Below are 25,401 nucleotides of genomic sequence, written 5' to 3'. Positions count from 1 at the left end.
ATACCTTATTTATTATTATTTAGTCTCGTACCACTTCTTCAGCACGTAGAAGGCCAGCTTCTTCTCGCCCTTATCGCTTACCAGACCCTTACGGTTATAGTAGTCCTGCACACCAGGCAGAACACGACGAGGCGAACGGAAGTCCTTCAGAATCCAAGGTGTGGTACCTGCCAGACCCTCAATCTTATCGAGCATAGCGGTATTCTCCTTATAGAGATTCTCCTGGAACTCCTCGGTCCAGCGCTGGTTCTTGGCACCATGATAGCCATAACGGGCACCACCACCAAACTCGCTGATAATCACGGGTTTGTCGTAAGGAATCACCCACTTCATCTTTGGTGCATCGTTTACATCGCGATACCAACCGATGTACTGGTTGAAGCTTACTACATCCACATACTCGTTCATATTGTCGTTCAAACGGTTCACGTAGTTCGAGGCACCTGTAACCTCCATCGCCATCGAAATCAGACGGGTGTTATCGAGTGTGCGGGCATACTTGGCCAGACCTCCTAAGAACTTATCACGCTCGGCTGAGTGTGGGGTTTCGTTGGCGATACTCCAGATAATCACGTTAGCGCGATTATGGTCGCGGGCAATCATATCGGTAAGCTGTTGCTTGGCATTAGCAAAGGTGTTTGGATTAGTCCAGGCGATGGTCCAGTAAACAGGAATCTCGCTCCATACCAGGATACCCATACGCTCAGCCTCGCGCACCATCTCCTCGTGGTGAGGATAGTGGGCCAGACGCACAAAGTTACAACCTAACTCCTTGGCCCATGAAAGCAGCGTGTGAGCATCCTCAACGCTGTTGGCACGACCGCCGCCATTAGGCTTCTCATTGTGGATAGAGATACCCTTCAGGAAGATGGGCTTGCCGTTAAGCAGAATCTGCTTGCCACGTGTCTCGATGGTACGGAAACCGATAGAATCAGCAACCATACCTGCATCGAGCGTGAGCTGCACATCATAGCGTTTGGGGTTCTCTGGGCACCACAGCTGCAGTTTCTTGGCAGCCACCTTCAGGATACCACTCACCTTGCCTTCGGCATCGGTAGTGAACTGCTGTTTCAACTTCAGTTCAGGAATATACACCTCTACCTGATGACCAGCCTCCTTGGCGTTCATCTTAGCCGAAAAGGCGAGCTCTCTCACCTTGACCTTGTTGGCAGCCTTATTCAGCTGCAGATCATAGTTCTCCAGATAGTTCATGGGCACTTTAACCAGCTTCACATCGCGGGTGATACCACCGTAGTTCCACCAGTCGAAAATCTGTGTAGGCACATCCTCGGCATGACGCTTGTTATCTACCTTGACAATCACAGTGTTCTCGCCTTTCTTCAGCAAATCGCTGATATCATAGTTGAATGGGGTAAAGCCACCCACGTGGTGACCAGCCTTCTTACCATTCACCCATACATGGCAATCGTAGTTTACAGCACCGAAATACAGCAAGGTGCGGCATTCGGTCATAGGCACAGCCTGGAAGCTCTTCTTAAACCAAACCGTTCCCTCGTAGAAGAACAGCTTCTCGTCCTGAGTATTCCAGTCAGAAGGAATCTTCATGGTTGGCGACTTATCGAAGTCGTACTCAATCAAATCCTCAGGTTTCTGGGGCTTAGCATTGATAAAGAAACCATTGCGCATGGGGTTCATGCGATAGTCGTAATAGCCCTCTTCCTGTACATCAACAATGTAGTTCCAATCGCCATTCAGCGAACAACTCTCATAAGCCTGTACATTCTGGATTAATGGCAGGGGCTCGTTAGCGGCTGAAGCAGCAAGCACACCACTTGCAGCCAGCAACATAGTAGTTAGTAATTTCTTCATATCATTTGTTATTTGATGATTAATCCTCCATTAGGCTGGATAGTAACCTTTGCCTTGCCCTTCTTATCTACCTTCAAGGTACCCATTGTAGGTTCGCCCTTCTGGTTATCTACATAGATAGTTGGTGTTTTACCAGCCAACATCGAGAGATCGAGTGTGAGCTTGAGTGGCTCCTTCTGGGCATTCAAACCTGCGATGTACCAATCAGCACCATGGCGACGGGCCAGTACCACATACTTACCAGGATAGCCATCAATATAGCGTGTCTCATCCCATGTAGCAGGCAGAGTCTTCAGGAAGTCGAGCTCAAACTGAGGCAGCTCCTGCAGATTGTTAGGACACATGGCCACGCACTGGATAGATGTCTGGTTGGTGATGCCTGAAGCAATCTCGAAGATATCGGTAGTCTTACGAGAGTGACGACTCTTGTTGTCGCGACTCAGATACTTATTCATAATCACACCACCCCAGTCCATCGATGCCACAGCATTGCGGCAGAATGGATGCAAGGTAAGGTCGAATGGCTCGTGAATGGCTGCGCCCTCGCCAAAGAACACGTTCTCGCTGGCCAGCACAGCTTCAGAGGCAACATAGTTGGGGAACATACGCTCCCAACCGCGAGGCAGGGTACATCCATGGAAGATAACCTGAATGCCGTAACGGTTGGCATCAACCATGATATCCTCGTAAAGCTGCAGGGTTTCCTGCTTGTCGCCACCAAAGAAATCAACCTTGATGCCCTTTACGCCAATCTGCTGCAACCACTTGAACTCGCGGTTACGAGCCAGCGAGGTGTTCAAACAGTTACGTGGGCCCTGAGGCGCATCGTTCCAATAGCCATTTGAGTTGTACCAAAGCATCAGGCTCACACCCTTGCTCTGGGCATAACGTGAGAGTTCAACCATCTTGTCACGACCTATCTGAGTATCCCAAAGGGCATCAACCAAGCAGTACTCGTAGCCCATAGCCGCAGCCAGGTCGATAAACTGTACCTGATCCTTATAAACGGTAGCACCATCCTGCCAGATAAGCCAGCTCCAGGTGTAACGGCCCTCCTTATACTGTTCAGAGGCCTCGTAGAGTGGATCAACCACATCGTAGCTTACGGTAGTCTCAACGATAGGCTTCAGGGTTGAGCCTACGGTGATGGTACGCCAAGGTGTTTCAGCAGGCAACGACAACGCTACAAACTCCGAACCAAAGCCACCATTCTCGCCCTTATCGGGGAATGCGACGGTATAGCCTATACCAGGCTGATAATCAGAGATATGTGTGCCACAATAAGCGCCGGTGGTACCAGTCTCACTTACCAATGCCCAGCCATCCTGCAGGTGGAACAGACAAGGGAAGGTGTAACCACGACCATAATGCGATTTCTCGTTCAGCTTTCCATCTACGCTGTAACCCTCTTCGTAACTGGGTTTGGTATTTGCCCAACCAGTCTTTGGACCAATCTGCGGTGTGATAAACGTGGTGGTGCCATCAGGAAAGTTAAAGCTGGTAGCCTCGCCAAACACCAGCGTGCGCTGCATGCCACGTGGGGCTTTAGCAATACCATACTTAAAAGCCACATCGTTATCGGACACCATAAAGGTAACGGTCATCTGCAACTTCTGTTCGTTCTCGAGTGTTAATGTAAGTTTGTTGGCTTTGTAATCAATGTGCGAAGCCTTAACGGTACGGATATCATACTGCTTTGCCACAGCTTCGGTCTTGCTATCCACAATCTTCAAGCCCTGAGTTAAATCGCCAATGCTGGTGTTCAAGCCTAAGTTCGACTTGGTAACCATCTGCTTGCCATCGAGCGATACCTGATAGGTAGCCTTGCCACCCTCATCGTTCACTGTAACTTCCAGATTTCCACTTGGTGATTTCACCTTTACCTCCTCTGCCCCGCAGAGACTTGTAGCCAACAAAGCGGCTACCAAAAAAACATTTCTGATCATAGTTCGTTAGAAAATATTGATATTTTGGTTGCAAAGATACGAATTATCTACCAACGTAGAAAGTTCCCCAGCGTTAACAAATTGTAAAAAATACACTTCACCATACAAGGATTCCTACTTTCTCTCATTATCTTGTCAGTAACAAACATAAAAAAGCTATAAGTATGAAGAAGAATTGTTTTTTACAGATTTTTGCTGTTATGCTGCTATCCATCAGCATAACCGGTTGTTCGAGTGATGAATTCGAAGGGGAAGGTCTCTATGGCAGATGGCGTTTGCTTGAAGTACAGAATGGACCAGGATCACTAGGTGATGATGGACAAAAGGCATGGAAGAAGGATATTCCAAATGATTATACGATTGAGATTAAAGGAGATGGAACCATTCTGTTTCCTGAAGACGAGAAGAACGCCTCAACACCGAGTACACCAGTTAAGTTGACTCTTGTTCCATCTGAAGAATCTACTTATTCCAACTATCCAGTTCTTAAGATTGATGAAGTACCATTCAGTTATGAGGTTACAAGTACTCGACTCAAACTTCACTATGACGGCATCTATACCTGCGACCATGTTCCAGCCACATTCGTATTTAAGCGAATAAAATAATCGCATATTGCCTACATGCCTACATAAAATTGCTCAAAACAACTGTGTTTATGGGCATTTTCGTGTTGTTCAAGCCTACATAAAGCCCCACAAAAGCCTACATAAAGCCTACATGTTTCCTACATAAAATCCACAAAAAGTAGCTTTTTGATAGGCTAGAAGTAGCTTCTTGAGGCACAAGAAGTGGCTTCCTGCCGAGCAAAAAGTTACTTTTCAACGTACTTGCAATAATTTGTAGTAAGGGTAGTTGCGAAATTCTCTAGAGAATTTTTGGCTAAGTGCCGTACTAAAGATTGCTAACTGCCTAGGAAACCACAAAATTCTCTAGAGAATTTTACAACAAGCATTAAGGATAAAAGTTGTTATTCAGACAAAAACCATCTTCTACCCCGTGTATAAATGTTAAAACACGCAGGCTGAATGTATAAACAATGTAGGCTTTATGTAGGCTTTTGTGGGGCTTTATGTAGGCTCCAAATCGCCCAAAACCCTTTGTACATACGGGTTTTGAGCGTTTTTATGTAGGCATGTAGGCTGTTGTACAACTGTTATTGTTTAATTATCATAAGTAACTTCATATTTTGCATTCAGCCTTTTATTATAGGTGATAGAAAATTTATGAGCAGGAATTTCGAACGAACCACGGTAGATCACCACTTCGTAATCGCCGTTACTGAGAGGACCAACCTCGCAGTATAGATCATAAGGACAAATACAATTTGCCAAAGATGTCTCTTCTGTTTCCAGAATCTTAATCACATTACCATCGATAGTAGCCTCTATTTTTAATTCCCCAGGAGCACAATTGAACGATGCGTTCACATGATTAACAGACAGGTAACCACCATCGCAGGCCTTAAACTCAAAGTACTCCGGGTATTCGCTCCTTGTGTGGCTTGTACTTTTACAACCACTGTTAGCAACATCCCTTACATGAAAGTCACCGGTAACAATGATGCTACCGTCGTCACTTCCACAGCCCATTAGTGTTGAGCCTACAAACGCTGCAAATACTATGATTATCAGCGTCATTGTAATCATTTCTATAGTTCGTTTCATACCATTTGGTTTGTTATATGATTGAGCGTTATTTTATTTATAGAATTCATCAGTAGGCAGAATCTTGCATAAAAAAGCGAATAATTAACAAACTTTCATTGTTAGCCTAGCATAGTTACTAAAGTATGTTAAATTATAAGGTCTCAATACAACGTTTTACGTGTTTTTGCATTTAATACTTAGAACTAAGTTCTAAAATGCATCAACCTAATGAATATTGTGTATCTATAAAGACGTGAAAAAAGAATTATTACTATTGGCCTGTATGACGCTTGTTGTACAGAACACTGAAGCTCAGGACTACTTCTCTGCAGCTTCTGACTATGCCCGCCTGTATATTGGGCCTGTCGAACCACAGTACCAGCTATCACAGTGGTACGACATTCCCTATTATAAAGGTAATACAAATATGTATAAAGGGCGAATAAGCTATTATGGTGTAGTTTACGATGATGTTGAGCTACGTTTCGACCAGATGAAACAGCACGTATCTGTGCTATCGCCCAAAGCAGGCATCTGCTGTCTGCCCGACCAGCAGCATATCGACTGGTTTGAAATGGACGGCTACAGATTTGTACACGATCCTGAAGATAGTACCCGATTTGCAGCCCAACTCTGTGATGGCAACGTTAATGGCGTACAACTTTATCATAGTATGTGGAAGCGCTATAACGGCGAGAAAACTTTTGGCGAAAGAAAATTACTTAAACACCTTAGCAATTTGGAACACTACACGCTCATCACACCTGAAGGGAAAACATGTCATGTTAAACGCGCTAAGGATGTGGCAGCGCTGTTTCCCGAACAGAAAAAACAGATCAAACAGTTTGCCAAGCAGCAACACCTTACCTTTACCAAACATAAACGTGAGCAAAGTCTTGCGCAAGTGGTGGCAAGTGTAATCGGAGAGAAAAAGGAAGTAGTCGCCAAGCACTTACAAGCAGAAACGACACCTGAAGGAGAAAAAAACAAAGAACTTCCTGTTACGATAGAATACATTCCTACAGATTCGCTCATCGCCGGTATCCCTGTTCTTGATAGCGATACATTATCGATAACCGCAGGTTCGGCTAATACACGAACCTATATTATACCAGGTGCCAAGAAAGCAAGGGCAAGCCTTGCCGACGATCAGGAACTGGCCGAGATTGTAGTAGTAGCAGGTCGCCAATCGGTAGTACAAAGCACCACGATGGGAGCCGAGAAGTTCAAGCCTCAGTTACTGAAGAATATCCCATCGGCCTTTGGCGAATCAGACATCATGAAGGTAGTGCTAACGCTGCCTGGTGTAACAACCGTTGGCGAGGCTTCGAGCGGATACAACGTACGAGGTGGTGCCACCGACCAGAACCTGATACTGTTTAACGGCGGCACGGTGTACAATCCAACGCATCTTTTCGGCTTGTTTACATCGTTCAATTCGGATGCGGTAGAGGATGTAGAGCTGTTTAAATCGAGTATCCCCGCAGAATATGGCGGCAGAATAAGTAGCGTACTGAAAGTGAACTCAAAAGAGGCTAACATGCGTAAGTTTACTGGTTCGGCCAGTATCGGTGCACTTACCAGCAAGGCTAATCTTGAAATCCCAATCGTAAAGGATCATGTGTCGCTGTTGCTGAATGCCCGTACCACCTATAGTGACTGGATGTTGAAGCAGTTGCCAGAGGAAAGTGGCTACAAAAACGGTAAAGCCAACTTCTACGACTTTGGCGGCGTACTTACTTGGAAACTTAACAACATGCATCGTCTCAAGATATTCGGATATCTGAGTAAAGATAAGTTCTCGTTCAGTTCTGACGATAGTTACGGCTATCAGAACCGCAACTTCTCAGCCGAATGGCGATCGATCCTGAGCGAAAAGATAACAGCCACACTGACTGCCGGATTAGACCATTACGACTATTATAACGACGAGAAAGCAAAGCCCACGATGGCAGCCCGACTGAGTTTCGGCATCGATCAGCTGTGGGCCAAGTTGCATATCCGCCACCGTCTGACTGAGAACCAAAGCCTCTCTTACGGTCTGTCTGTTCAGCATTACGATGTACAGAGCGGAAAGTACGAACCTTTAAGCGAGGAATCGTATGTCAATCCAGACCAGCTACAGAAAGAGAAAGCCTTGGAGAGTGGTGCCTATATCGACTACGAACATTCGCTGACCGAAAAGTTGTCGGTATCGGCAGGTTTACGCTATTCGATGTTCAACGCCATTGGTCCTCGCGACGTGAATATCTATACCGACCAGGAACTGCCATCGCAGGAAACCCTGTTAGAGACACGCCACGAAACAGGCATCATCAAAACCTATCAGGCTCCCGAGTTCCGATTCTCGGCACGTTATGCCATACAGGACAATTTTTCGGTTAAGGCAGGTTTCAACACCATGCATCAGTATATCCACAAGGTGTCTAACACCTCTATCATGTCGCCTACCGACATATGGAAGTTGTCGGATCTGAACATCAAACCCCAGAATGGTTGGCAGATAGCCGCAGGTATCTATTACGAGACACCCGACAAGAACTACGAGTTCTCGGCCGAGACTTACTACAAGCACATCAGCAACTATCTGAACTATCGTAGTTCGGCTGTACTATTGATGAATCCACACCTGGAAACTGATGTAATTTCTACCAAAGGAAAGGCCTACGGCGTGGAGTTACAGGCCAAAAAGCCTTTCGGTAAGCTGAATGGCTGGGTAAGCTATACTTACTCGCGCTCACTACTGCGCCAGGACGACAAACGCGTAGCGGTGCCCCTGAACAACGGCGAGTGGTATCCATCGGAATACGACAGACCGCATGAGGTAAAAGCTGTGCTGAACTACAAGATTACAGAACGATACAGTTTTTCAAGCAACTTTAACTATGCCACAGGTCGTCCTACCACAGTACCCGCAGGTAGATTCTACAACAACAAGTTAGGTTACTACCTGCCCTACTATACCGAGCGCAACAACTACCGTATTCCCGACTACACACGTCTGGATCTTGCGTTCAACATCGAGCCAACCCATAGGCTGACAGCATTTTTCCACACCTCGTTCTCAATCGGTGTGTATAATGCCCTTGCCCGAAAAAACGCCTATAATATCTATTATGTAACCGAAGGCGAAAGCATCAAGGGCTACAAGCTATCAGTATTTGGTACAGCCATCCCCTATATCTCACTTAACGTACGCTTCAACTAATATGAAAAGGATATCATTATTTTCAAAAATCGCCCATTTCATCGTGATTTGCGCCTGTATGCTAACAGGATGCGTGGAGGAATACGAAGCCGATCTGCCTGAGGGCGAAACGAACCTGCTAGTGGTTAACGGCACCATCCGTTCGAACGAAAAAAGCGAGTTCTATCTCACAAGGTCTATTCCGCTCAACGATCATAGTTCCGACTATTATTATGTAAACGACAGTTACACTTGGGATGCGCAGACTGTTTACTATGCAAGAGTTACCATCTGTGGAACCGATGGTTCGGAATACGCTTGTGAAATACAGGATAATGGTTATTATAGTTGTGATACACCATCGCTGAACCCAGACGTAGCGTATTTTGTAAGGATAGAATACGATGACGACATTTATCAGTCGGAACCCGAAAAGCCTCTCCGCACACCTGATATCGAGGAATTAGAGTATTATCAGAAAGGTGATTGGGAGAACATAGAGATACTGCTGACCACAGCAGAGCCTGATGATCCTACACAGACAGCCTATTACACATGGGATTATACTGAGACTTGGGAAGTGAGACCAACACGCCAGACATCGGTTTATTTCGACTTGGAAGCTATGACTGCAAAGTACCTGGCCCAAGACATGCTGTATCCTTCGAAAGGATGGAAAATTGCAGATAGCAAAGCCATTCTAACAGAATCAACAGCTCAGTATGTAGGTGGAAAATTCACTAAATACCAATTACTGGATATTTCATACAAAGACGAACGCATAGCTTGGAACTACTGCAATGAAGTAACTCAACGTGCTATCAGCAAGGCCGAATACGAATACAATAAGGCATGTGTTGAAGCCGGATGGGAGATGGGCGGATTGTTTACACCCCAGCCATCAGCCCTACCCAGCAACATTCGCTGCACCACCTCGTCGAAAAGAGCGTTAGGCTTTGTGGGCTGCTCGCTTAATACGGCCAGCAAGCGTGTGTACATTGATGGGCATGATATCTACAGAGAGGTTCCCCAGCCTGGTCCATACATAAAATTAGAAGACTGCACAGAACTTGATTGCGAGAAAATGGTATATCAGGGCATGATACTCTATATCTGGGATGATAGGCGAATGATATATCAACCGTTAACCACATATTGGGCTTATCCTGCCGACTTTGACGTACGCTTGAGTGGTGCAACAACTACCAAGCCCGACTATATGCCACCTTTTGAATAATCACAAAGATAACAAAGATGAACAGAATCATATCACTCATAGCAACTATTCTGCTGGCACACAACACTTTTGCCGCAGAATTCAGAACTGATCGCACCTGGTATCTGGCAGGCGAGCAGATGACAGTAAGTGTAACAGACCAAGATGCCCTGATAGCCTATGCCGAACTGTGCGATACGCAGGGTTTGGCCGCAGGCACCATTATCAGCATCCATAACAATAAAGGTACAGGCGCCATAGAACTGCCAGCCACCCTGCATAGCGGCTACTATGTACTATCAGTATATACCCGCCACAGCGCTCAGGTATCAAACCAACTGATTCCCATCATCAATCCACTCCACAAGAGCAAGGACGATGATATCGAGTGGATATCAAGCGATAGCTGCTGGGTATCAGGCAAAGGCACAGCAAACCTGACCAACAAAAAAGTTGTAGATATCCGCGAGACTGAAGGACATATCATCAGAGCACGTATTAAGAATACCTATAATGGAAACACCTACAATGCACAACAAATTAACCCGTCGTTAAGCATTGTAGGTAAACAGATACATTATTTTGAGGGCAAGATGGAAAACGACTCTACAGCCGTATTCTATACTTACGGCATTCATGGCAAACAACCCTTGGTGCTCACAGCCACATCGCTCACAGGCTTAACTCTGCCTATCGAGATGATCAGTCCGTTTGCCACCTTACTGCCTAAAGAACTTCCACACCTTATTTTCCATTACAAACGCATCGAAGTTGAAGCCCGCTCTCTAGCCATGCAACGACATCAGATAGCCATTACCCCCGCCAAACGCGAGCTGCAACTGGGCGACTATTCCGATGAAACCGCCGAAGATGGTGTTCCAATGGATTATGATGCAACGGTATTTGGCAATCAGCCCGACATGACATACAATCTCGACGAATACCGTCAGTTCCTCACTATTAAAGAGGTGCTGATTGAGTACGTTCAATGCGTACGAAGCAAGAAGAGTAATGGCGTAACACAGCTGTTTGTACGTAAAGAAGACGACCAATACAACAATTATTGGCCAGCTACGGTACTGATAGACGGCATGCCTGTTATCGACATTGATCGCCTACTGAAGTATGATGCCCGCCGCATCCAGTATATCAACATCTATGGTGGCATGCATACCTTTGGCAATGGGGTAAATAACGGCATTCTGTCGTTCATCACACGTTCTGGTCGACTCACCAACTACCCCACAGAGCCTAACACGCAATATTTAGTGTACGAATTTCCACAATAAATTTGGAAGTTCACGTATTTTGCACTATCTTTGCAGGCGGTTATGCATAAAAACAGGTACAAATACGTGTCGATTGTGAGTGCAGTAGCAGTTTTGCTACTGCTGGCTCTTTATATGTGGATGACCTATCGTTCTGTTACGAAAGATATGACGGAACGCGCTGGCAACCAGCTCACATGGGCCATGTTCTATGAGAGCTACACACGTGCCGACCTGGTAACAGCCGACGATACACTCAGTCTGCCTGAAGCACGAGGTAACATATCGTTAGCCTCGTCGGTTGAGGGTATGAACGATGCTTTGAGCAAAGATTATCAATCAGAGATTTCACTCGATACCGTTGCTCTCTATGTCGACTCGCTGCTCAGCATAGCTGATATTAACCGCAACGTAACCATTTTGGAGGTAGATTCGAACAGGAATGTGCTCAGACGCAACAACGAGCGTAACACCTCATGGTCGCTACTCACACGTCCCGTCAGCATTCGTAGAGACCAATCGCGAGCCATCCAGCTGGCGCTTAACAACCCCTATCCAGAATTGGCTCAGAAACTGAGTCCACTCTTTCTGTTAAGTGCCTTTATTCTTGGATTCTTTGCCATCATTATTGTGCAGCTGTTGAAGTTTATTACCGAACAGGAACAGATGGCCGAGTTGCGTAACGACTTCTCGTATGCGATGGTTCACGATATGAAATCGCCGCTTTCATCGATCATTATGGGTGCCCACTTCTTGCATAGCGGTAAGGTTGACGACAAACCACAGATTAAAGAAAAGTACTATACCATCATTGAAGAAGAAGCCGAACACCTGTTGGCACTCGTCAACAAGTTGCTCACCATCTCTAAACTCGAGAACAAAAAGCTGATTCTCAACAAGTGGGATATAGATATCGAGCCAATAATTACCGATTTAATCGAGAAAACAAAGGCTAAGACCGACAAGCCACTCGAGATTATCACCGACCTGAAAATAAGGAATGTACTGGCCGATGAGCAATACCTTACAGAGGCTATTGCCAACCTACTGGATAACGCCATCAAATACTCGAGGGATGAGATAAAAATCAAGATTTCATCGATAGATACCGACAAAAATGTACTCTTAAAGGTACGCGATAACGGTATAGGTATCACCAAGGAAGAGCAGCAGATTATCTTCGACAAGTTCGGTCGCGCTGCCATCCACGAAAAGAACCGCAAAGGCGGCGTATCCGGCTTCGGTTTAGGTCTGAACTATGTCGATCAGGTGATGCAAGCCCATGGCGGCAAGGTGACGGTATCGAGTGAGAAAGACAAATTTTCAGAGTTTACACTTTATATCCCAAAGAACGTATGATCAAGTTATTGTTAGTTGAAGACGACGAATCGCTCGCTTACATCGAAAAGACAGGTTTGGAAGACATTATTGGTGGCTACGAAGTAATTACCGCCAAGAATGGTAAGGAAGGCGTGAAAGTTTGGGAGGAGACGCATCCCGACGTGATTATATCGGACATCGACATGCCTGTGATGAATGGTTTCGAGATGGTGGAACGTATCCGCGAGACGGATGGCGACGTGATAATCATCTTCACTTCGGCCCTCACCTCGCCCAACGATGTAAAGGCCGGTTATCGCTTAGGCATCAATAACTATGTAAAGAAGCCCTTCGTTCCAGAGGAGTTAGACGCACATATCCAGGCACTCATGAAGATGCGAGGCGGCGCCAAGACTCAGAACGAAACGAGCCATTACAAACTGGGCAAATTCACGTTGGATGCCAACCACGCCACACTTCGCAACGACGAAACAGGCGAGGCACAAACCATCACCCAACGAGAGGCTCAGATACTGCAGCTGTTGGCCGAGAACAAGAATAATGTGGTTCGCAGAGAAGCTATCCTGAGTAGATTCTGGAATACCGAAGATGATTACTTTGCAAGTCGTTCGCTCGATGTATTCGTCAATAAACTCAGAAAAGTATTGGCCGACGAGCCAAAGATTACGTTAAAAACAGTCAGAGGCATAGGGCTACAGTTATTAGTTAACGCATAAGCGCAAGCAATGGCTTAATCGATAGGTTTGTAAGGTTCCATCAGATTAACAGCCAGATACAAACCTGGCAGAACCAAGATGATACCAATCAAGAGCCACCATCCGCTTGAAGGAATACCTATCAGGCATAATGTAACCGCCCAAAAAGCTACATCGCCTATAATAATAGGTATCACACTACGGGTATATTCATAAACCAACGCCTCGAGCTGGGCCATCATCATCGAGACAATCATCAACATGAAGTTGCCATCAAGCATACTCACTAGAGCCATAATCACACCATAAATCGGAATTATTATTTGTGGTCGATGTTTCCACTCTAGTATTTCGCGTAACACAGCACCATAAATGATCAGATTGGCAGTAGCCGAGACGACAGAAACTACCAGCAAAGAGAATACAGGATGATGCTGCATCCAAGCATACGCCTCAATCAAGAATTCATCGCGCCAGCCTCTCTCGATAGCTACATCATTCATCGCAGCATAGAGTACCGCCATACCAGCCATGGAAATAATCATACCTAAAAAAACCTTCCAACAGATGGGCTTAGGAATGCGACCGATAGTATAGCTGGCAAAATTGTTCTTTAGGAACACAAAATTAAGAATTAAGCAAAGAACCAACGCAAGGCCCGAACCTAATCCTGCCATATAAGACATAGAAGAGGAAACTCCAACCTTCCCTCCATTAAAGCCATCAATGAAACCAATAAGAAACCCACCGACAGCACCACCAATGAACATCACAAACAATGTGATGCCCAATGCCAACAGTAGATACATCATTGCCTTTTTCATCGTCTTTGCTTTTTTTCTTTCCAAGTGCAAAGGTACGATGAATTTCTTAAAGTAAGATAAAACAGTACGTTATCTTTAGGTTAAATCTTTTTTAACTTACTTTTCCTTATAAATAACATTATTGGCACCACTGGTAATCTTCAGAGCCTCAGGATGTTCCTTGATAAACGAGTCGATATGGCGCACGCGCTTCTCTTCAAGAATTTCATCAACAGCAATCAGGATACCTGTTTCCTCCACATCACCAAAGCCGTAGTTGATGGCAGTACCAAACAACTTCATGGTTGGCGACAGACTCATATACGCATTAACCAATGGTGGGATGTTATAACCCAACTTACGGATCTCGCCATTCAGCACGCGATAGTCGTCCTTGAACGACGTTCCACCAAACAACGAGTCCAATTCCTTGGGATCTGTTTCCAATTCCAGCGGTTTCATCGGTATAATCAGCTTATCCTTATCGTCGAAATGCTTCTTCAGGAAGTAGAGAATCATATCACGGCCTTTGCGGATATACGATGGATACATGGTCATTTTACCAAAGAAATACTTCACGTTGGGCTTGATCACCGTCAGCGCACCAAGTCCATCCCACAGGTTATCGAGTGCAAACAAGCTCTTGGCACCCATGCGCGAACTCTGATAAGGAAGAGAGACGAATGAACGACCGAGTTCGATGGTCCAAGGGGCATACTCCTTAATAAAGCGATCGGAGAAGTGGAACATATGACTGGTAGCCAGAATGGGCTGCCCCTTTTCATCGTATTCCCAATCGGTACCAAGCAGATAACGGTAGCCACCGATAATCTCCTCTGCCTCAGGGTTCCATACAATCAGCTGCTTGTAACAATTGTCACAAGTATCGAATTCATCGATATCCATCGACTTGCCTGTACCACCACCAGCTTCGCGGAAAGCAATCTCACGTAAACGCCCGATTTCTTTCATCACATTTGGTGCATTGTGAGCCGTAATGATATAAATCTCATTGTGACTCTTGTTCGTCATACGCAGCTGACGGTCGGGAGTGAGTTCACTCTTGAGAACCTCTTTAGCAATTGGCTGGATAATTTCCTGTTCCATTCTCTCTACTTAAAAAGTTTATAGTTTATAGACTTGATCTTTTACAAATTCTGCCCATTCCATCGGCGATTTCGATTTGTCGAATGTCTGCCAGGGAATTGGCTTACCAATCTTTACTTCGAAAGATTTGTGCACGTTTTTGTACATTTCATCGACCAAAAACAGCATTGCCAAATTAAAGGGCAGGTGCTTGTCGCTGAAGTTTGCTAAGCGGTAGAAGAATTGACTGTTCTCGCCGCTGAAATGAATGGGCACTACATCGCGCTGATATTCCACGCTCTTCGAGATAAAGGTCTTTTTCCAGGGGAGATCCCGAATCACGCCGTTCTTTTTTCGCGAACAGATGCCTGCAGGAAACATCAGCATGTGGTGATCACTCTGGAAACCAGCCTCGACCATCGCTGGGAAGTTACGACTCTGGTTACCTGTTTTATTGATGGGGATGCACAACGGCGCCAAACCAGGCAGGTTCATCAGCAGGTCGTTAACCAGATAACGGAATCGACCCTCATAGAAACGGCCGATGATGGCACCCAGCGCCACACCATCCTCGCCACCCAAGGGGTGATTACTTACAAAAGTGTATAGTTTGCCATCGTTAGGATCAGGCAGATTCTCCTTACCAACAATGTTCAGCGTCATATCGAGGTATTTCACACATTCCTCCAACCATTCAACGCCAACTTTATCTCGACTTTCCCAAAGAAAAGCGTTTACCTGGTCCTGGTGGGCTATCTTCTTTAGCCAACGAACCAAGAAACCGGGCACAAACTTAGCCTTTGCGCCCATCTTCCCTTTCAGGATTTTTTCAATGTCTATCGTACGCTCTGTTACGGTTGTCATTTCTCTCATGTACTAACAATTTGCAAAAATAGCACATTTCTTTGAATAATGAGCAAAAAATGCAGAAAAAACTTAGTTTTTAAATGTATTTAGGACACGAGAGGGGGTAAAATCATCAAAAAAAGGTTAAATTTGAAAAAAAGTGGGGAATTGTGGTGTAGAGTGGGGAAAAATGAGTAACTTTGCGGCAAATTTATTATTAAATATGTACGCATGCGTTTTATAGGTAATATAGAGGCTAAGATCGACGCTAAGGGAAGAGCATTCCTGCCAGCTATTTTCCGCAAGGTGCTTCAGGCATCTGGCGAGGAAAACCTGGTACTCAGAAAGGACGTCTTCCAGAATTGCTTAGTGCTCTATCCTGAAAGCGTATGGAATGAGCGCCTCGACCTTTTGAAGTCGCAACTTCACCCATGGAAGCACACCCACCAGCAGATGTTCAGACAGTTTGTATCGGAGGCAGAAGTTGTAACGCTTGATGGCAATGGCCGATTCCTCATCTCAAAGCGCCTGCTGAAGGTTGCCGAGATTGATCAAGACATCCAGTTTATCGGCATGGACAACACCATCGAGATGTGGGCACCAGAGCGATTGAAGCAGACGCTGAAAACCGAAGAAGAATTTGGGATTGAATTTGAGAACATTATGAATAACTGTGAGGCTTTATGATAACCACAGCTGAAACATACCATGTACCCGTGCTTCTCCATGAGAGCATCGACGGACTTGCCATCAAGTCTGGCGGCATTTACGTAGACGTTACCTTTGGCGGTGGCGGCCACAGTAAAGAGATACTGCGCCGACTCGATAAAAAGGCACATTTATATAGTTTTGATCAGGATCCAGATGCCGAGAAAAACATTGTAAACGACGATCGCTTTACGTTTGTACGCAGCAACTTCAGATATCTGAAGAACTGGATGCGCTATTACGGCGTGGACCATATCGACGGTTTGCTGGCCGACTTAGGTGTATCGAGCCATCACTTTGATGATGAAACACGTGGTTTCTCATTCCGATTCGACGCCCCATTGGATATGCGCATGAACAAACGTGCCGGAGCTACCGCTGCCGATATTCTCAATACCTACGATGAGGAGCAGTTGGCCGACATCTTCTATATCTATGGTGAGCTGAAGAATGCCCGCAAGATAGCATCTATCATTGCCAAGACACGCAATGAGAAGAAGATGGAGACTACTGGCGACCTGATGAGCGCCACCGAGAAGCTCTTCCAGCGCGAACGCGAGAAGAAAGAGATGGCCAAGATGTTCCAGGCCCTCCGTATAGAGGTGAATCACGAGATGGATACCCTGAAGGAGATGCTGAATGGCGCCAAGGACCTGCTTGGCGAGGGCGGACGTCTGTCGGTCATCACCTACCACTCGCTGGAGGACCGTATTGTGAAGAACATGATGAAAGCAGGCAACGTAGAAGGTAAGATTAAGCAAGACTTCTTCGGTCGGATCGAGACGCCTTTCCGCCTGATAAACAACAAGGTGATTGTGCCCAGCGACGAGGAGCTGCAACAGAACCCTCGTAGCCGTAGCGCCAAATTGAGAATAGCAGAGAAAATATAAGAGAGGAGATGGAGAACAAAGAAGAAATTGAACTGTTGGTTGAGGCTGCCGACGTAAAAGAGCATGCCAAGAAAACCATCCAGAAGATTAAGGAAAAGGTGAAGGAGGAAGACCCCAAGCTCACCCCATCCCTGAATCTGAGGACTATTCTTGGTGGCGACTTTCTGACAGCCGACATGGTGCGCCGCCAGATTTGGCTGATTGTACTCATGGTATTGTTCACCATCATCTATGTGGCTTCCAGATACCAGTGTCAGCAGGATCTGATTGCCATCGATAAACTGGAGAAAGAACTGCTGCATGCCAAATACAAGGCTTTGTCGAGTTCAAGTACCCTGACAGAAAAATGCCGTGAGAGTCATGTGCTGGAGGCATTGAAGCAGAACAGAGATACGCTGCTGCACATTTCCGACCAGCCACCTTATATTATTAATGTACCAGAATAAAGAAACGAGATGAGTAAGTTCAATAGCGATAAAGTCATGCCGCGCTACTTCGTCATAGCAGTAGTACTCACGCTGATTGGTTTTGCCGTAGTGGGCAAAGCCATGTACATCATGACTGCCAAGAAGGATTATTGGACTCAGGTGGCCTCGCGACTGAAGCGCGATAGCGTTACCGTGAAGCCTAATCGTGGAAATATTCTGAGTTGCGACGGTCAGCTGATGGCCAGCAGCATTCCTGAGTATAAGGTATATATGGATTTCCAGGCTGGCGCCGAGGATTCTACTGGTGTACACAATCGCGACTCCATCTGGGCAGCCGAGATTGATACCATCTGCTATGGACTGAACCAGATTTTCCCACAGAAGTCGGCAGCCGAATTCAAGGCGCATCTGTTGGAAGGCAAGCGTAAGGTGATGAAGAACGGTACCATAGGTGCCCGTCACTGGGCTATCTGGCCTCGCCGTATTGATTACAACACTTTCTGCGAGGTGCACGAATTGCCCATCTTCAGAGAGAAACTGTATAAAGGCGGTTTCCACTGGGAAACCTTCAACTCACGCCGTAAGCCATTCGGCACCTTGGCCCAGCGTACCATCGGTGAGATGTACGGTGCTAAAGATAGCGCCAAGAATGGTCTGGAGCTCTCATTAGACACCCTGCTCCGTGGTAAGAATGGTTTGATGCATCGTCGTAAGATTCTGAGCAAGTACCTCGACATCCCTGTACTGTCGCCCGAGGATGGTGTAGATGTAGTAACCACCATCGATGTAGGCATGCAGGATTTAGCCGAGCGTGCCTTGGTAGATGAACTGAAGGAGATTAACGGCGAAATGGGCGTAGCCATCCTGATGGAGGTAAAGACCGGCGACGTAAAAGCCATTGTAAATATGACCCGTGGATTGGACGGCAACTATTACGAGATGGTGAACAATGCCATCAGCTACCGTTGTGAACCAGGTTCAGTATTCAAGGTAGCCTCGTTCCTTGTTGCCCTCGACGATGGTGTGATCGACACCACAATGACTATCCCAACAGGCTGTGGTGTGATGGAAATGCACGGTCGTCCCATGAAGGATCACAACTGGCGTCGTGGCGGCTATGGCACCATCAATGTAGCACGCGCTCTCGAGGTGAGCTCGAACATCGGCGTAAGCTACCTGATTGACAAGTACTATGGTCATAACCCCAAGAAATACGTAGAGGGTCTATATAGAATAGGTATACACGAGGACCTGAAGTTGCCTTTGGTGGGTTATCACACCCCTATGATCCGTATGCCGGATACCAAGACTACCGACAGATCCAAGTACTGGAGTAAGACCACCCTACCCTGGATGAGTATTGGTTACGAAACCCAGATAGCACCTATCAACACCGTGGCTTTCTATAATGCGATAGCCAACAACGGCAAGATGATGCAGCCACGCTTTGTTAAGCAGCTGATGAAGAACGGCGAGGTGATTCGCGAGTTCGAACCAGTCGTGCTGAAAGAGCGCATTGCCAAGCCACAGGCCATCAAGACCATGCAGACCATTCTGGAACACGTGGTTAGTCAGGGTCTGGGTAAGAAGGCTGGCTCTAAATCATTCAAGGTGGCAGGTAAGACAGGTACAGCCCAGGTGGCCGACCAGTTTGGTAGTTACCACTCAGGCGTTACCCGTTACTGGTTGAGTTTCGCAGGTTTCTTCCCTGCCGACAACCCACGTTACACCTGTATCGTATGCCTCAAGAAGTCGGGCCTGCCCGCATCTGGTGGTGGTATGAGTGGTGTGGTATTCCACCATATTGCCGAAGGTGTAATGGCGCAGAGCCTGAAGCGTAGCGTGGATGATGCCCGCGATTCGCGCTCATCGTTTACACCAGCAGTTAAGAAGGGTGACAGCCAGGCTGCCAACTACGTATTGGCCAGTCTTAAGACCAAGGCTTCGGCTCCTAGCAGCGCCAACTATCGCGAAGGCAGCAAGCATACCGTACCCGATGTAACAGGCATGGGTGCCAGAGATGCCGTTTATCTGTTAGAGAGCCGTCGCGTTAAGGCACGCATCAAAGGAAGAGGAAAAGTTAAATCACAAAGTATCCACGCCGGAACTGCAGTTAGGCAAGGTATGGTGTGCGAACTCATTTTAGATTAATATATATAATAAGGTATAAGCATATGAAGTTAAATGAACTGCTCAAGAATGTAGAAGTACTCAACACGCTGGGCGATGTTGATGTAGAGATTACGGGTGTGAATATCGATTCACGTCGCATTGAAGCTGGTCATCTGTTCGTTGCCATCCCAGGCACCGTAACCGATGGACACAAGTTCATTCCAAAAGCTATCGAGCAAGGTGCCGTAGCCGTACTTTGCGAGTATTTCCCTAACAAACGCGAGCCAGGTGTAACCTACATCGCAGTTGAATCTACCGAAAGCTGCGTAGGCGAGGTTGCCACCCAGTTCTATGGCGACCCATCGCGCAAACTCAAACTGGTTGGAGTAACAGGTACCAATGGTAAGACCACCATCGCCACCTTATTATATAATATGTTCCGCAAGTTCGGACATAAGTGCGGTCTGCTGTCAACTGTATGCAACTACATCGAGGACGAGGCTATCCCAGCCGATCATACTACTCCCGACCCCATCGAGCTGAACCGCTTGCTGGCTCAGATGGTTGATGCCGGTTGCGAGTACGCCTTCATGGAGTGTTCGAGTCATGCCATCGCTCAGAAGCGTATCGGCGGACTGAAGTTTGCAGGTGGTTTGTTCACCAACCTGACACGCGACCACTTGGACTATCACAAGACCTTCGAGAACTACCGTGATGCCAAGAAAGCTTTCTTCGATGGTTTGGAGAAAGATGCCTTTGCCATTACCAATGCCGACGACAAGAATGGCATGGTGATGGTACAGAACTGCAAGGCCAACGTAAAGACCTACTCTACCCGCACCATGGCCGATTTCAAGGCAAAGATCATCGAGTGCCACTTCGAGGGTATGTATCTCGACATCAACGGCAAGGAGGTTGGCGTGCAGTTTATCGGTAAATTCAACGTCAGCAACTTGTTGGCCGTTTACGGCGCAGCTGTAATGCTAGGCAAGAAGCCCGAGGATATCCTACTCATTATGAGTACGTTGAAGAGCGTGAACGGAAGATTGGAGCCTATCCACTCACCCGAAGGCTATACAGCCATTGTTGACTATGCCCACACCCCCGATGCTTTGGAGAATGTGCTCAATGCCATCCACGAGGTACTGAACGGCAAGGGTAAGGTCATCACCGTATGCGGTGCTGGCGGTAACCGTGATAAGGGTAAGCGCCCCATCATGGCTCAGGAGGCCGTTAAGCAGAGCGACAAAGTGATTATCACCTCTGATAATCCACGCTTTGAGGAACCACAGGATATCATCAACGATATGCTGGCAGGTCTCGACCAGAAGCAGATGAAGAAGGTTGTGAGCATTGTTGATCGCCGCGAGGCTATCCGCACCGCCTGCATGCTGGCCGAAAAGGGCGACGTTATTCTGATTGCCGGTAAGGGCCATGAAGACTATCAGGAAATTAAAGGTGTCAAGCACCACTTTGACGATAAGGAAGTAGTAAAGGAAATTTTTAACTCATAATAATAGCAACAATGTTATACTATCTGTTCAGATTCCTCGACCAGTACGATATACCTGGATCACACATGTGGGCGTACATTTCGTTCCGCTCACTGCTCACGCTCATCCTCTCGCTGCTGCTTTCAGCATGGTTTGGTGAGAAGTTTATTAAATGGATGAAGCGCCGCAGCATTTTTGAGACCGAGCGCGATCCAAGTATCGACCCATTCGGAGTAGAGAAGAAGGGTGTGCCCACCATGGGTGGTATCATCATCATCGTGAGCATCCTCATCCCGGTATTGCTCTTCGGTCGAATCCGTAATACCTATCTTATCCTGATGGTTATCACCACCGTATGGTTAGGTTTCCTGGGATTCCTCGACGACTATATCAAGATTTTCAAGCGCAACAAGGATGGCTTGAAAGGTAAGTATAAGATTGTTGGTCAGGTAAGTATCGGCTTCATCGTTGGTCTCACACTCTGGCTCAGTCCCGATGTAGTGGTTCGCGAGAATGTGAACGTCCGTCAGCAGAACCAGGAGATTGTGGTAAAGCATAAGAAGGAGGCTGTAAAATCGTTACAGACCACCATCCCATTCATAAAGAATCACAACCTGAACTACTCTAACGTGATGTCGTTCTGCGGCAAGTACAAGGTAGCTGCCGGTTGGATCATCTTCGTATTCATCACCATCTTTGCCGTTACAGCCGTATCAAACGGTGCCAACCTCAACGATGGTATGGATGGTATGTGTGCAGGAAACTCAGCTATCGTCGGTGTGGCGTTAGGCATACTGGCCTATGTGTCATCGCACATCGGTTATGCCTCATACTTCGACATCATGTATATCCCCCACTCTGAGGAGTTGGTTGTATTCCTCTGCGCATTCATCGGAGCCATGATTGGTTTCCTGTGGTACAATGCCTATCCCGCTCAGGTATTCATGGGCGATACCGGTTCGCTTACCATCGGTGGTATCATCGGTGTAGCCGCCATCATCATCCACAAGGAGTTGCTGCTGCCTATCCTGTGCGGTATCTTCTTCGTCGAGAGTCTGAGTGTGATTATCCAGACCCAGTGGTTCAAGTTCATGAAACGCAAGGGTCAGCGTGTGCGCGTATTCCGTGCCACACCTATCCACGACAATTTCCGTAAGCTCGACACACAGCTCGATGCTACAAGTAGATATATTCTGAAGAGTTGGCCTCATCGTCCGTTCCACGAGTCGAAGATCACTATCCGATTCTGGATCACCTCGATTATTCTGGCCGCCCTCACCATCATCACATTAAAGATGCGTTAAACAAGTATATGAAAAGGATTGTTATATTAGGAGCAGGAGAAAGTGGCGCAGGAGCCGCTGTTCTCGCAAAGAAAGAAGGTTTCGATGTGTTTGTATCAGACATGTCGAAGATTGCCGACAAGTACAAGAAACAGTTGGACGACCACCAGATTGAGTGGGAGGAGGGTCAGCACACAGAGGAGAAGATTCTGAATGCCGACGAAATCATCAAGAGTCCAGGCATCCCCGATACCGCTCCCATGATTCAGAAAATCATTGCCAAAGGTATCCATATCATCAGCGAGATTGAGTTTGCTGGTCGCTATACCGATTCAAAGATGATCTGTATCACAGGTTCTAACGGTAAGACCACCACTACCTCGCTCATCTATCATATCTTTAAGGAGGCTGGTTACGATGCCGGTCTGGCTGGTAACATCGGTAACTCGCTGGCTCTGCAGGTGGCCGAGGATCCACACGAATACTACATCATCGAGCTCAGCTCGTTCCAGCTCGACAATATGTACGATTTCCGTGCCGACATCGCTATTCTGCTGAATATCACCCCCGACCATCTGGATCGTTACAACTTCGAGATGCAGAACTATGTAGATGCCAAGATGCGTATCATCCAGAACCAGACAGATAAGGATGCCTTCATCTACTGGGCCGACGATCCCATCATCAAGCGCGAATTAGAGAAGTACGATATCCACTCTATCCAGTACCCATTCTCTGAGCTGAAAGAGAAGGGCGTGATTGGTTACATCGAGGAGGGCCAGTATAAGATTGAGAAGCCCGAGCCATTCAACATGGAGCAGGAGAGTCTGAGTCTGACGGGTAAGCACAACATCTACAACTCGCTGGCTGCCGGTATCGCTGCCGACATTGCTGGTATCAAGAAGGAAGAGATCCGCAAGAGTCTGAGCGACTTCCCTGGTGTTGAGCACCGTTTAGAAAAGGTATGCACCGTTCGTGGTGTGCAGTATATCAACGACTCAAAGGCCACCAACGTAGATGCCTGTTGGTATGCCCTCGAGGCTATGAAAACCAAGGTTATCCTCATTATCGGTGGTAAGGATAAGGGCAACGATTACGAGCCCATCAAACCACTGGTTAAGGAGAAGTGCTCGGGTATTGTGTACCTGGGTGCCGACAACCAGAAACTGCACGATAACTTCGACAACTTAGGCATTCCCGTTCGCGACACCCACTCTATGAAGGAGTGTATGGAGGCCTGCTACGAGATGGCCAAGCCAGGCGAAACCGTACTGTTAAGCCCCTGCTGTGCTTCGTTCGACCTCTTCAAGAACATGGAGGATCGCGGCGAGCAGTTTAAGACAATAGCAAGAAGTCTGTAAAGAATGAACAAGAAAATAGGCAACATCTTCAAAGGAGACAAGGTCATCTGGATGGTATTCTTCTTCCTCTGTATGATCAGTATTGTCGAGGTATTCTCTGCCTCGAGTAACCTGACGTATAAGAGCCAGAACTATATGGGTCCTATCGTGTTCCACACCGTCACCATCATATTGGGTGCTGTGGTAGCGGTAGTTACCCTTAACATCCCGTGCCGTTACTTCAAGCTGATGACGCCTTTCTTACTCATCATCACCGTAGTACTGCTGCTATGGGTACTGGCTGCTGGTGAACGAACCGGTGATGCCAGCCGATGGATTAATATCTTCGGCTTAACGTTCCAGCCGTCCGAGATAGCCAAAGGCACCATTGTGCTGGCCACAGCCCAGATTCTGAGTGCTATGCAACGCGAGAACGGAGCCGACAAAAAGGCCTTCAAGTACATCCTGTGCATCGTGGTCCCCATCGCCTTCCTAATTATGGTCGAGAACCTGTCGACGGCAGCCCTGCTGTGCTTGGTCGTATATCTCATGATGATCATCGGCCGTGTGCCCGCCCTGCAACTGATAAAACTGGCTGGTATAGTGATTGGTTTGGCCTTGGTAGGCTTGCTGCTCATCATGGCCGTAGGTAACGATACCAATGTGGCCGTAGATAAAGCCCAGACCGAGCAGGTGGTTACTGTCCCCAAGGAGAAGAGTAAAATCGAGAAGTTGCTGCACCGTGCCGACACCTGGAAATCACGTATCAAGAAATTCTCGAACAAAGAGGAGATTACTCCGGACCAGTACGACCTCGACAAGGATGCACAGGTGGCGCACGCTAACATTGCCATCGTATCGAGTAACATCATCGGTAAAGGTCCTGGTCAGTCGGTTGAGCGCGACTTCCTGTCACAGGCCTTCTCCGACTTTATCTTCGCTATTGTCATCGAGGAGTTAGGTATTGTAGGCGCCACAGCAGTAGTATTCCTTTACATTGTGCTGCTATACCGCACCGCCCGTATCGCCAGTCGCTGCGAGAACAATTTCCCAGCCTTCCTGGCCATGGGTCTAGCCCTGCTGTTAGTCATCCAGGCCTCGTTCAATATGCTGGTAGCCGTAGGTATCGCACCCGTTACCGGACAGCCGCTTCCACTCATCAGTAAAGGTGGTACATCTACCATCATTAACTGTGCCTACATCGGTGTTATATTAAGTGTTAGCCGTTCTGCGAAAAAAAGGGAGTTAAAAATAGCAGAATAAGAAATTAAATTTGTAAT

At 46.9% G+C, this 25,401-nt stretch carries 20 protein-coding genes; 14 read left to right on the top strand and 6 right to left on the bottom strand.

Annotated features, from left to right (window positions below; translation table 11 throughout):
• Window positions 1-15 precede the first annotated feature (15 nt).
• Window positions 16-1,830 (bottom strand): glycoside hydrolase family 2 protein, encoded by a 1,815-nt coding sequence (locus tag BLU97_RS03545; protein WP_074760268.1) that lies wholly within the window; start codon window positions 1,828-1,830, stop codon window positions 16-18.
• 8 nt (window positions 1,831-1,838) lie between these two features.
• Window positions 1,839-3,776 carry a glycoside hydrolase family 97 protein gene (locus BLU97_RS03540; protein ID WP_074760267.1) on the bottom strand — a complete coding sequence of 646 codons (1,938 nt, stop codon included), beginning with the start codon at window positions 3,774-3,776 and terminating at the stop codon, window positions 1,839-1,841.
• A gap of 164 nt (window positions 3,777-3,940) precedes the next feature.
• Between BLU97_RS03540 and BLU97_RS03535 the strand changes: the two genes are divergently transcribed.
• On the top strand, window positions 3,941-4,384 hold the full coding sequence (locus BLU97_RS03535; RefSeq protein WP_074760266.1) for a hypothetical protein: 444 nt from the start codon (window positions 3,941-3,943) through the stop codon (window positions 4,382-4,384).
• Window positions 4,385-4,939: 555 nt separating this feature from the next.
• Here the strand turns inward: BLU97_RS03535 and BLU97_RS03530 are convergent.
• Entirely contained in the window at window positions 4,940-5,368 is a 429-nt protein-coding gene (locus BLU97_RS03530; protein WP_074760265.1) for a hypothetical protein, read from the bottom strand.
• Between the two features lie 310 nt (window positions 5,369-5,678).
• On the opposite strand from BLU97_RS03530, the gene BLU97_RS03525 reads away from it, so the two are divergent.
• From BLU97_RS03525 to BLU97_RS03505, 5 genes are read left to right on the top strand one after another with little or no spacing between them, the layout of a single operon-like run.
• Window positions 5,679-8,633 carry a TonB-dependent receptor plug domain-containing protein gene (locus BLU97_RS03525; protein ID WP_254771645.1) on the top strand — a complete coding sequence of 985 codons (2,955 nt, stop codon included), beginning with the start codon at window positions 5,679-5,681 and terminating at the stop codon, window positions 8,631-8,633.
• 1 nt (window position 8,634) lies between these two features.
• A complete protein-coding gene (locus BLU97_RS03520; RefSeq protein WP_081352837.1) occupies window positions 8,635-9,849 on the top strand; it encodes a DUF4249 domain-containing protein in 1,215 nt (404 codons plus the stop codon).
• A gap of 17 nt (window positions 9,850-9,866) precedes the next feature.
• Window positions 9,867-11,117, top strand: a complete 1,251-nt coding sequence (locus BLU97_RS03515) for a hypothetical protein (protein ID WP_074760262.1) — start codon at window positions 9,867-9,869, stop codon at window positions 11,115-11,117.
• Between the two features lie 42 nt (window positions 11,118-11,159).
• The gene (locus BLU97_RS03510) at window positions 11,160-12,455 is read left to right on the top strand and encodes a sensor histidine kinase (RefSeq protein WP_074760261.1); all 1,296 of its coding nucleotides are present in this window, start codon (window positions 11,160-11,162) and stop codon (window positions 12,453-12,455) included.
• Complete coding sequence (locus tag BLU97_RS03505) at window positions 12,452-13,153, top strand: response regulator transcription factor (RefSeq protein ID WP_013063765.1); 702 nt, start codon at window positions 12,452-12,454, stop codon at window positions 13,151-13,153. Before BLU97_RS03510 ends, BLU97_RS03505 begins: the two co-directional genes overlap by 4 nt.
• A gap of 14 nt (window positions 13,154-13,167) precedes the next feature.
• Here BLU97_RS03505 and BLU97_RS03500 read toward each other — a convergent pair whose 3' ends face one another.
• The 3 genes from BLU97_RS03500 to BLU97_RS03490 all read right to left on the bottom strand — a co-directional run bounded on the left by BLU97_RS03500 (window position 13,168) and on the right by BLU97_RS03490 (window position 15,885).
• Window positions 13,168-13,944: a hypothetical protein gene (locus BLU97_RS03500; protein ID WP_139208735.1), complete on the bottom strand. Its 777-nt coding sequence runs from the start codon at window positions 13,942-13,944 to the stop codon at window positions 13,168-13,170.
• Window positions 13,945-14,052: 108 nt separating this feature from the next.
• On the bottom strand, window positions 14,053-15,042 hold the full coding sequence (locus BLU97_RS03495) for a GNAT family N-acetyltransferase (protein WP_074760259.1): 990 nt from the start codon (window positions 15,040-15,042) through the stop codon (window positions 14,053-14,055).
• 18 nt (window positions 15,043-15,060) lie between these two features.
• Window positions 15,061-15,885, bottom strand: coding sequence for a glycerol acyltransferase (locus BLU97_RS03490; protein WP_074760258.1), 825 nt, complete (start codon window positions 15,883-15,885; stop codon window positions 15,061-15,063).
• A gap of 213 nt (window positions 15,886-16,098) precedes the next feature.
• Here BLU97_RS03490 and mraZ point away from each other — a divergent pair, with 213 nt between their 5' ends.
• From mraZ to BLU97_RS03450, 8 genes are read left to right on the top strand one after another with little or no spacing between them, the layout of a single operon-like run.
• The gene (gene mraZ / locus BLU97_RS03485; protein WP_074760257.1) at window positions 16,099-16,554 is read left to right on the top strand and encodes a division/cell wall cluster transcriptional repressor MraZ; all 456 of its coding nucleotides are present in this window, start codon (window positions 16,099-16,101) and stop codon (window positions 16,552-16,554) included.
• Complete coding sequence (gene rsmH / locus BLU97_RS03480; protein ID WP_074760256.1) at window positions 16,551-17,465, top strand: 16S rRNA (cytosine(1402)-N(4))-methyltransferase RsmH; 915 nt, start codon at window positions 16,551-16,553, stop codon at window positions 17,463-17,465. The genes mraZ and rsmH overlap by 4 nt, the downstream gene beginning before the upstream one ends.
• A gap of 8 nt (window positions 17,466-17,473) precedes the next feature.
• The gene (locus BLU97_RS03475) at window positions 17,474-17,911 is read left to right on the top strand and encodes an FtsL-like putative cell division protein (protein ID WP_013064597.1); all 438 of its coding nucleotides are present in this window, start codon (window positions 17,474-17,476) and stop codon (window positions 17,909-17,911) included.
• A gap of 9 nt (window positions 17,912-17,920) precedes the next feature.
• Window positions 17,921-20,044, top strand: coding sequence for a penicillin-binding protein (locus BLU97_RS03470; protein WP_074760255.1), 2,124 nt, complete (start codon window positions 17,921-17,923; stop codon window positions 20,042-20,044).
• 23 nt (window positions 20,045-20,067) lie between these two features.
• Window positions 20,068-21,519 (top strand): UDP-N-acetylmuramoyl-L-alanyl-D-glutamate--2,6-diaminopimelate ligase, encoded by a 1,452-nt coding sequence (locus tag BLU97_RS03465; RefSeq protein ID WP_074760254.1) that lies wholly within the window; start codon window positions 20,068-20,070, stop codon window positions 21,517-21,519.
• A gap of 11 nt (window positions 21,520-21,530) precedes the next feature.
• Window positions 21,531-22,802, top strand: coding sequence for a phospho-N-acetylmuramoyl-pentapeptide-transferase (locus BLU97_RS03460; RefSeq protein ID WP_074760253.1), 1,272 nt, complete (start codon window positions 21,531-21,533; stop codon window positions 22,800-22,802).
• An 8-nt stretch (window positions 22,803-22,810) separates the two neighbouring features.
• The gene (murD, locus tag BLU97_RS03455) at window positions 22,811-24,142 is read left to right on the top strand and encodes a UDP-N-acetylmuramoyl-L-alanine--D-glutamate ligase (RefSeq protein ID WP_074760252.1); all 1,332 of its coding nucleotides are present in this window, start codon (window positions 22,811-22,813) and stop codon (window positions 24,140-24,142) included.
• A gap of 3 nt (window positions 24,143-24,145) precedes the next feature.
• Window positions 24,146-25,384, top strand: a complete 1,239-nt coding sequence (locus tag BLU97_RS03450) for an FtsW/RodA/SpoVE family cell cycle protein (RefSeq protein WP_074760251.1) — start codon at window positions 24,146-24,148, stop codon at window positions 25,382-25,384.
• The last annotated feature ends 17 nt before the right edge of the window (window positions 25,385-25,401 follow it).

Source organism: Xylanibacter ruminicola, from assembly GCF_900107775.1.
GTDB classification, from domain to species: Bacteria; Bacteroidota; Bacteroidia; order Bacteroidales; family Bacteroidaceae; genus Prevotella; species Prevotella ruminicola_C.
The sequence above is the reverse complement of the archived record's forward strand: the minus strand, read 5'-3'. Positions and strand labels throughout refer to the sequence as shown.

What these genes read in the sequence shown, in the direction of transcription:
- BLU97_RS03535 (WP_074760266.1), top strand. Translation starts at nt 3,941, where the DNA reads ATGAAGAAGAATTGTTTTTTACAGATTTTTGCTGTTATGCTGCTATCC.
- BLU97_RS03465 (WP_074760254.1), top strand. Translation starts at nt 20,068, where the DNA reads ATGAAGTTAAATGAACTGCTCAAGAATGTAGAAGTACTCAACACGCTG.
- BLU97_RS03545 (WP_074760268.1), bottom strand. Translation starts at nt 1,830, where the DNA reads ATGAAGAAATTACTAACTACTATGTTGCTGGCTGCAAGTGGTGTGCTT.
- BLU97_RS03510 (WP_074760261.1), top strand. Translation starts at nt 11,160, where the DNA reads ATGCATAAAAACAGGTACAAATACGTGTCGATTGTGAGTGCAGTAGCA.
- mraZ (WP_074760257.1), top strand. Translation starts at nt 16,099, where the DNA reads ATGCGTTTTATAGGTAATATAGAGGCTAAGATCGACGCTAAGGGAAGA.
- BLU97_RS03505 (WP_013063765.1), top strand. Translation starts at nt 12,452, where the DNA reads ATGATCAAGTTATTGTTAGTTGAAGACGACGAATCGCTCGCTTACATC.
- BLU97_RS03500 (WP_139208735.1), bottom strand. Translation starts at nt 13,944, where the DNA reads ATGATGTATCTACTGTTGGCATTGGGCATCACATTGTTTGTGATGTTC.
- BLU97_RS03470 (WP_074760255.1), top strand. Translation starts at nt 17,921, where the DNA reads ATGAGTAAGTTCAATAGCGATAAAGTCATGCCGCGCTACTTCGTCATA.
- BLU97_RS03450 (WP_074760251.1), top strand. Translation starts at nt 24,146, where the DNA reads ATGAACAAGAAAATAGGCAACATCTTCAAAGGAGACAAGGTCATCTGG.
- BLU97_RS03540 (WP_074760267.1), bottom strand. Translation starts at nt 3,776, where the DNA reads ATGATCAGAAATGTTTTTTTGGTAGCCGCTTTGTTGGCTACAAGTCTC.
- BLU97_RS03475 (WP_013064597.1), top strand. Translation starts at nt 17,474, where the DNA reads ATGGAGAACAAAGAAGAAATTGAACTGTTGGTTGAGGCTGCCGACGTA.
- BLU97_RS03515 (WP_074760262.1), top strand. Translation starts at nt 9,867, where the DNA reads ATGAACAGAATCATATCACTCATAGCAACTATTCTGCTGGCACACAAC.
- rsmH (WP_074760256.1), top strand. Translation starts at nt 16,551, where the DNA reads ATGATAACCACAGCTGAAACATACCATGTACCCGTGCTTCTCCATGAG.
- BLU97_RS03495 (WP_074760259.1), bottom strand. Translation starts at nt 15,042, where the DNA reads ATGGAACAGGAAATTATCCAGCCAATTGCTAAAGAGGTTCTCAAGAGT.
- BLU97_RS03520 (WP_081352837.1), top strand. Translation starts at nt 8,635, where the DNA reads ATGAAAAGGATATCATTATTTTCAAAAATCGCCCATTTCATCGTGATT.
- BLU97_RS03530 (WP_074760265.1), bottom strand. Translation starts at nt 5,368, where the DNA reads ATGGGCTGTGGAAGTGACGACGGTAGCATCATTGTTACCGGTGACTTT.
- murD (WP_074760252.1), top strand. Translation starts at nt 22,811, where the DNA reads ATGAAAAGGATTGTTATATTAGGAGCAGGAGAAAGTGGCGCAGGAGCC.
- BLU97_RS03460 (WP_074760253.1), top strand. Translation starts at nt 21,531, where the DNA reads ATGTTATACTATCTGTTCAGATTCCTCGACCAGTACGATATACCTGGA.
- BLU97_RS03490 (WP_074760258.1), bottom strand. Translation starts at nt 15,885, where the DNA reads ATGACAACCGTAACAGAGCGTACGATAGACATTGAAAAAATCCTGAAA.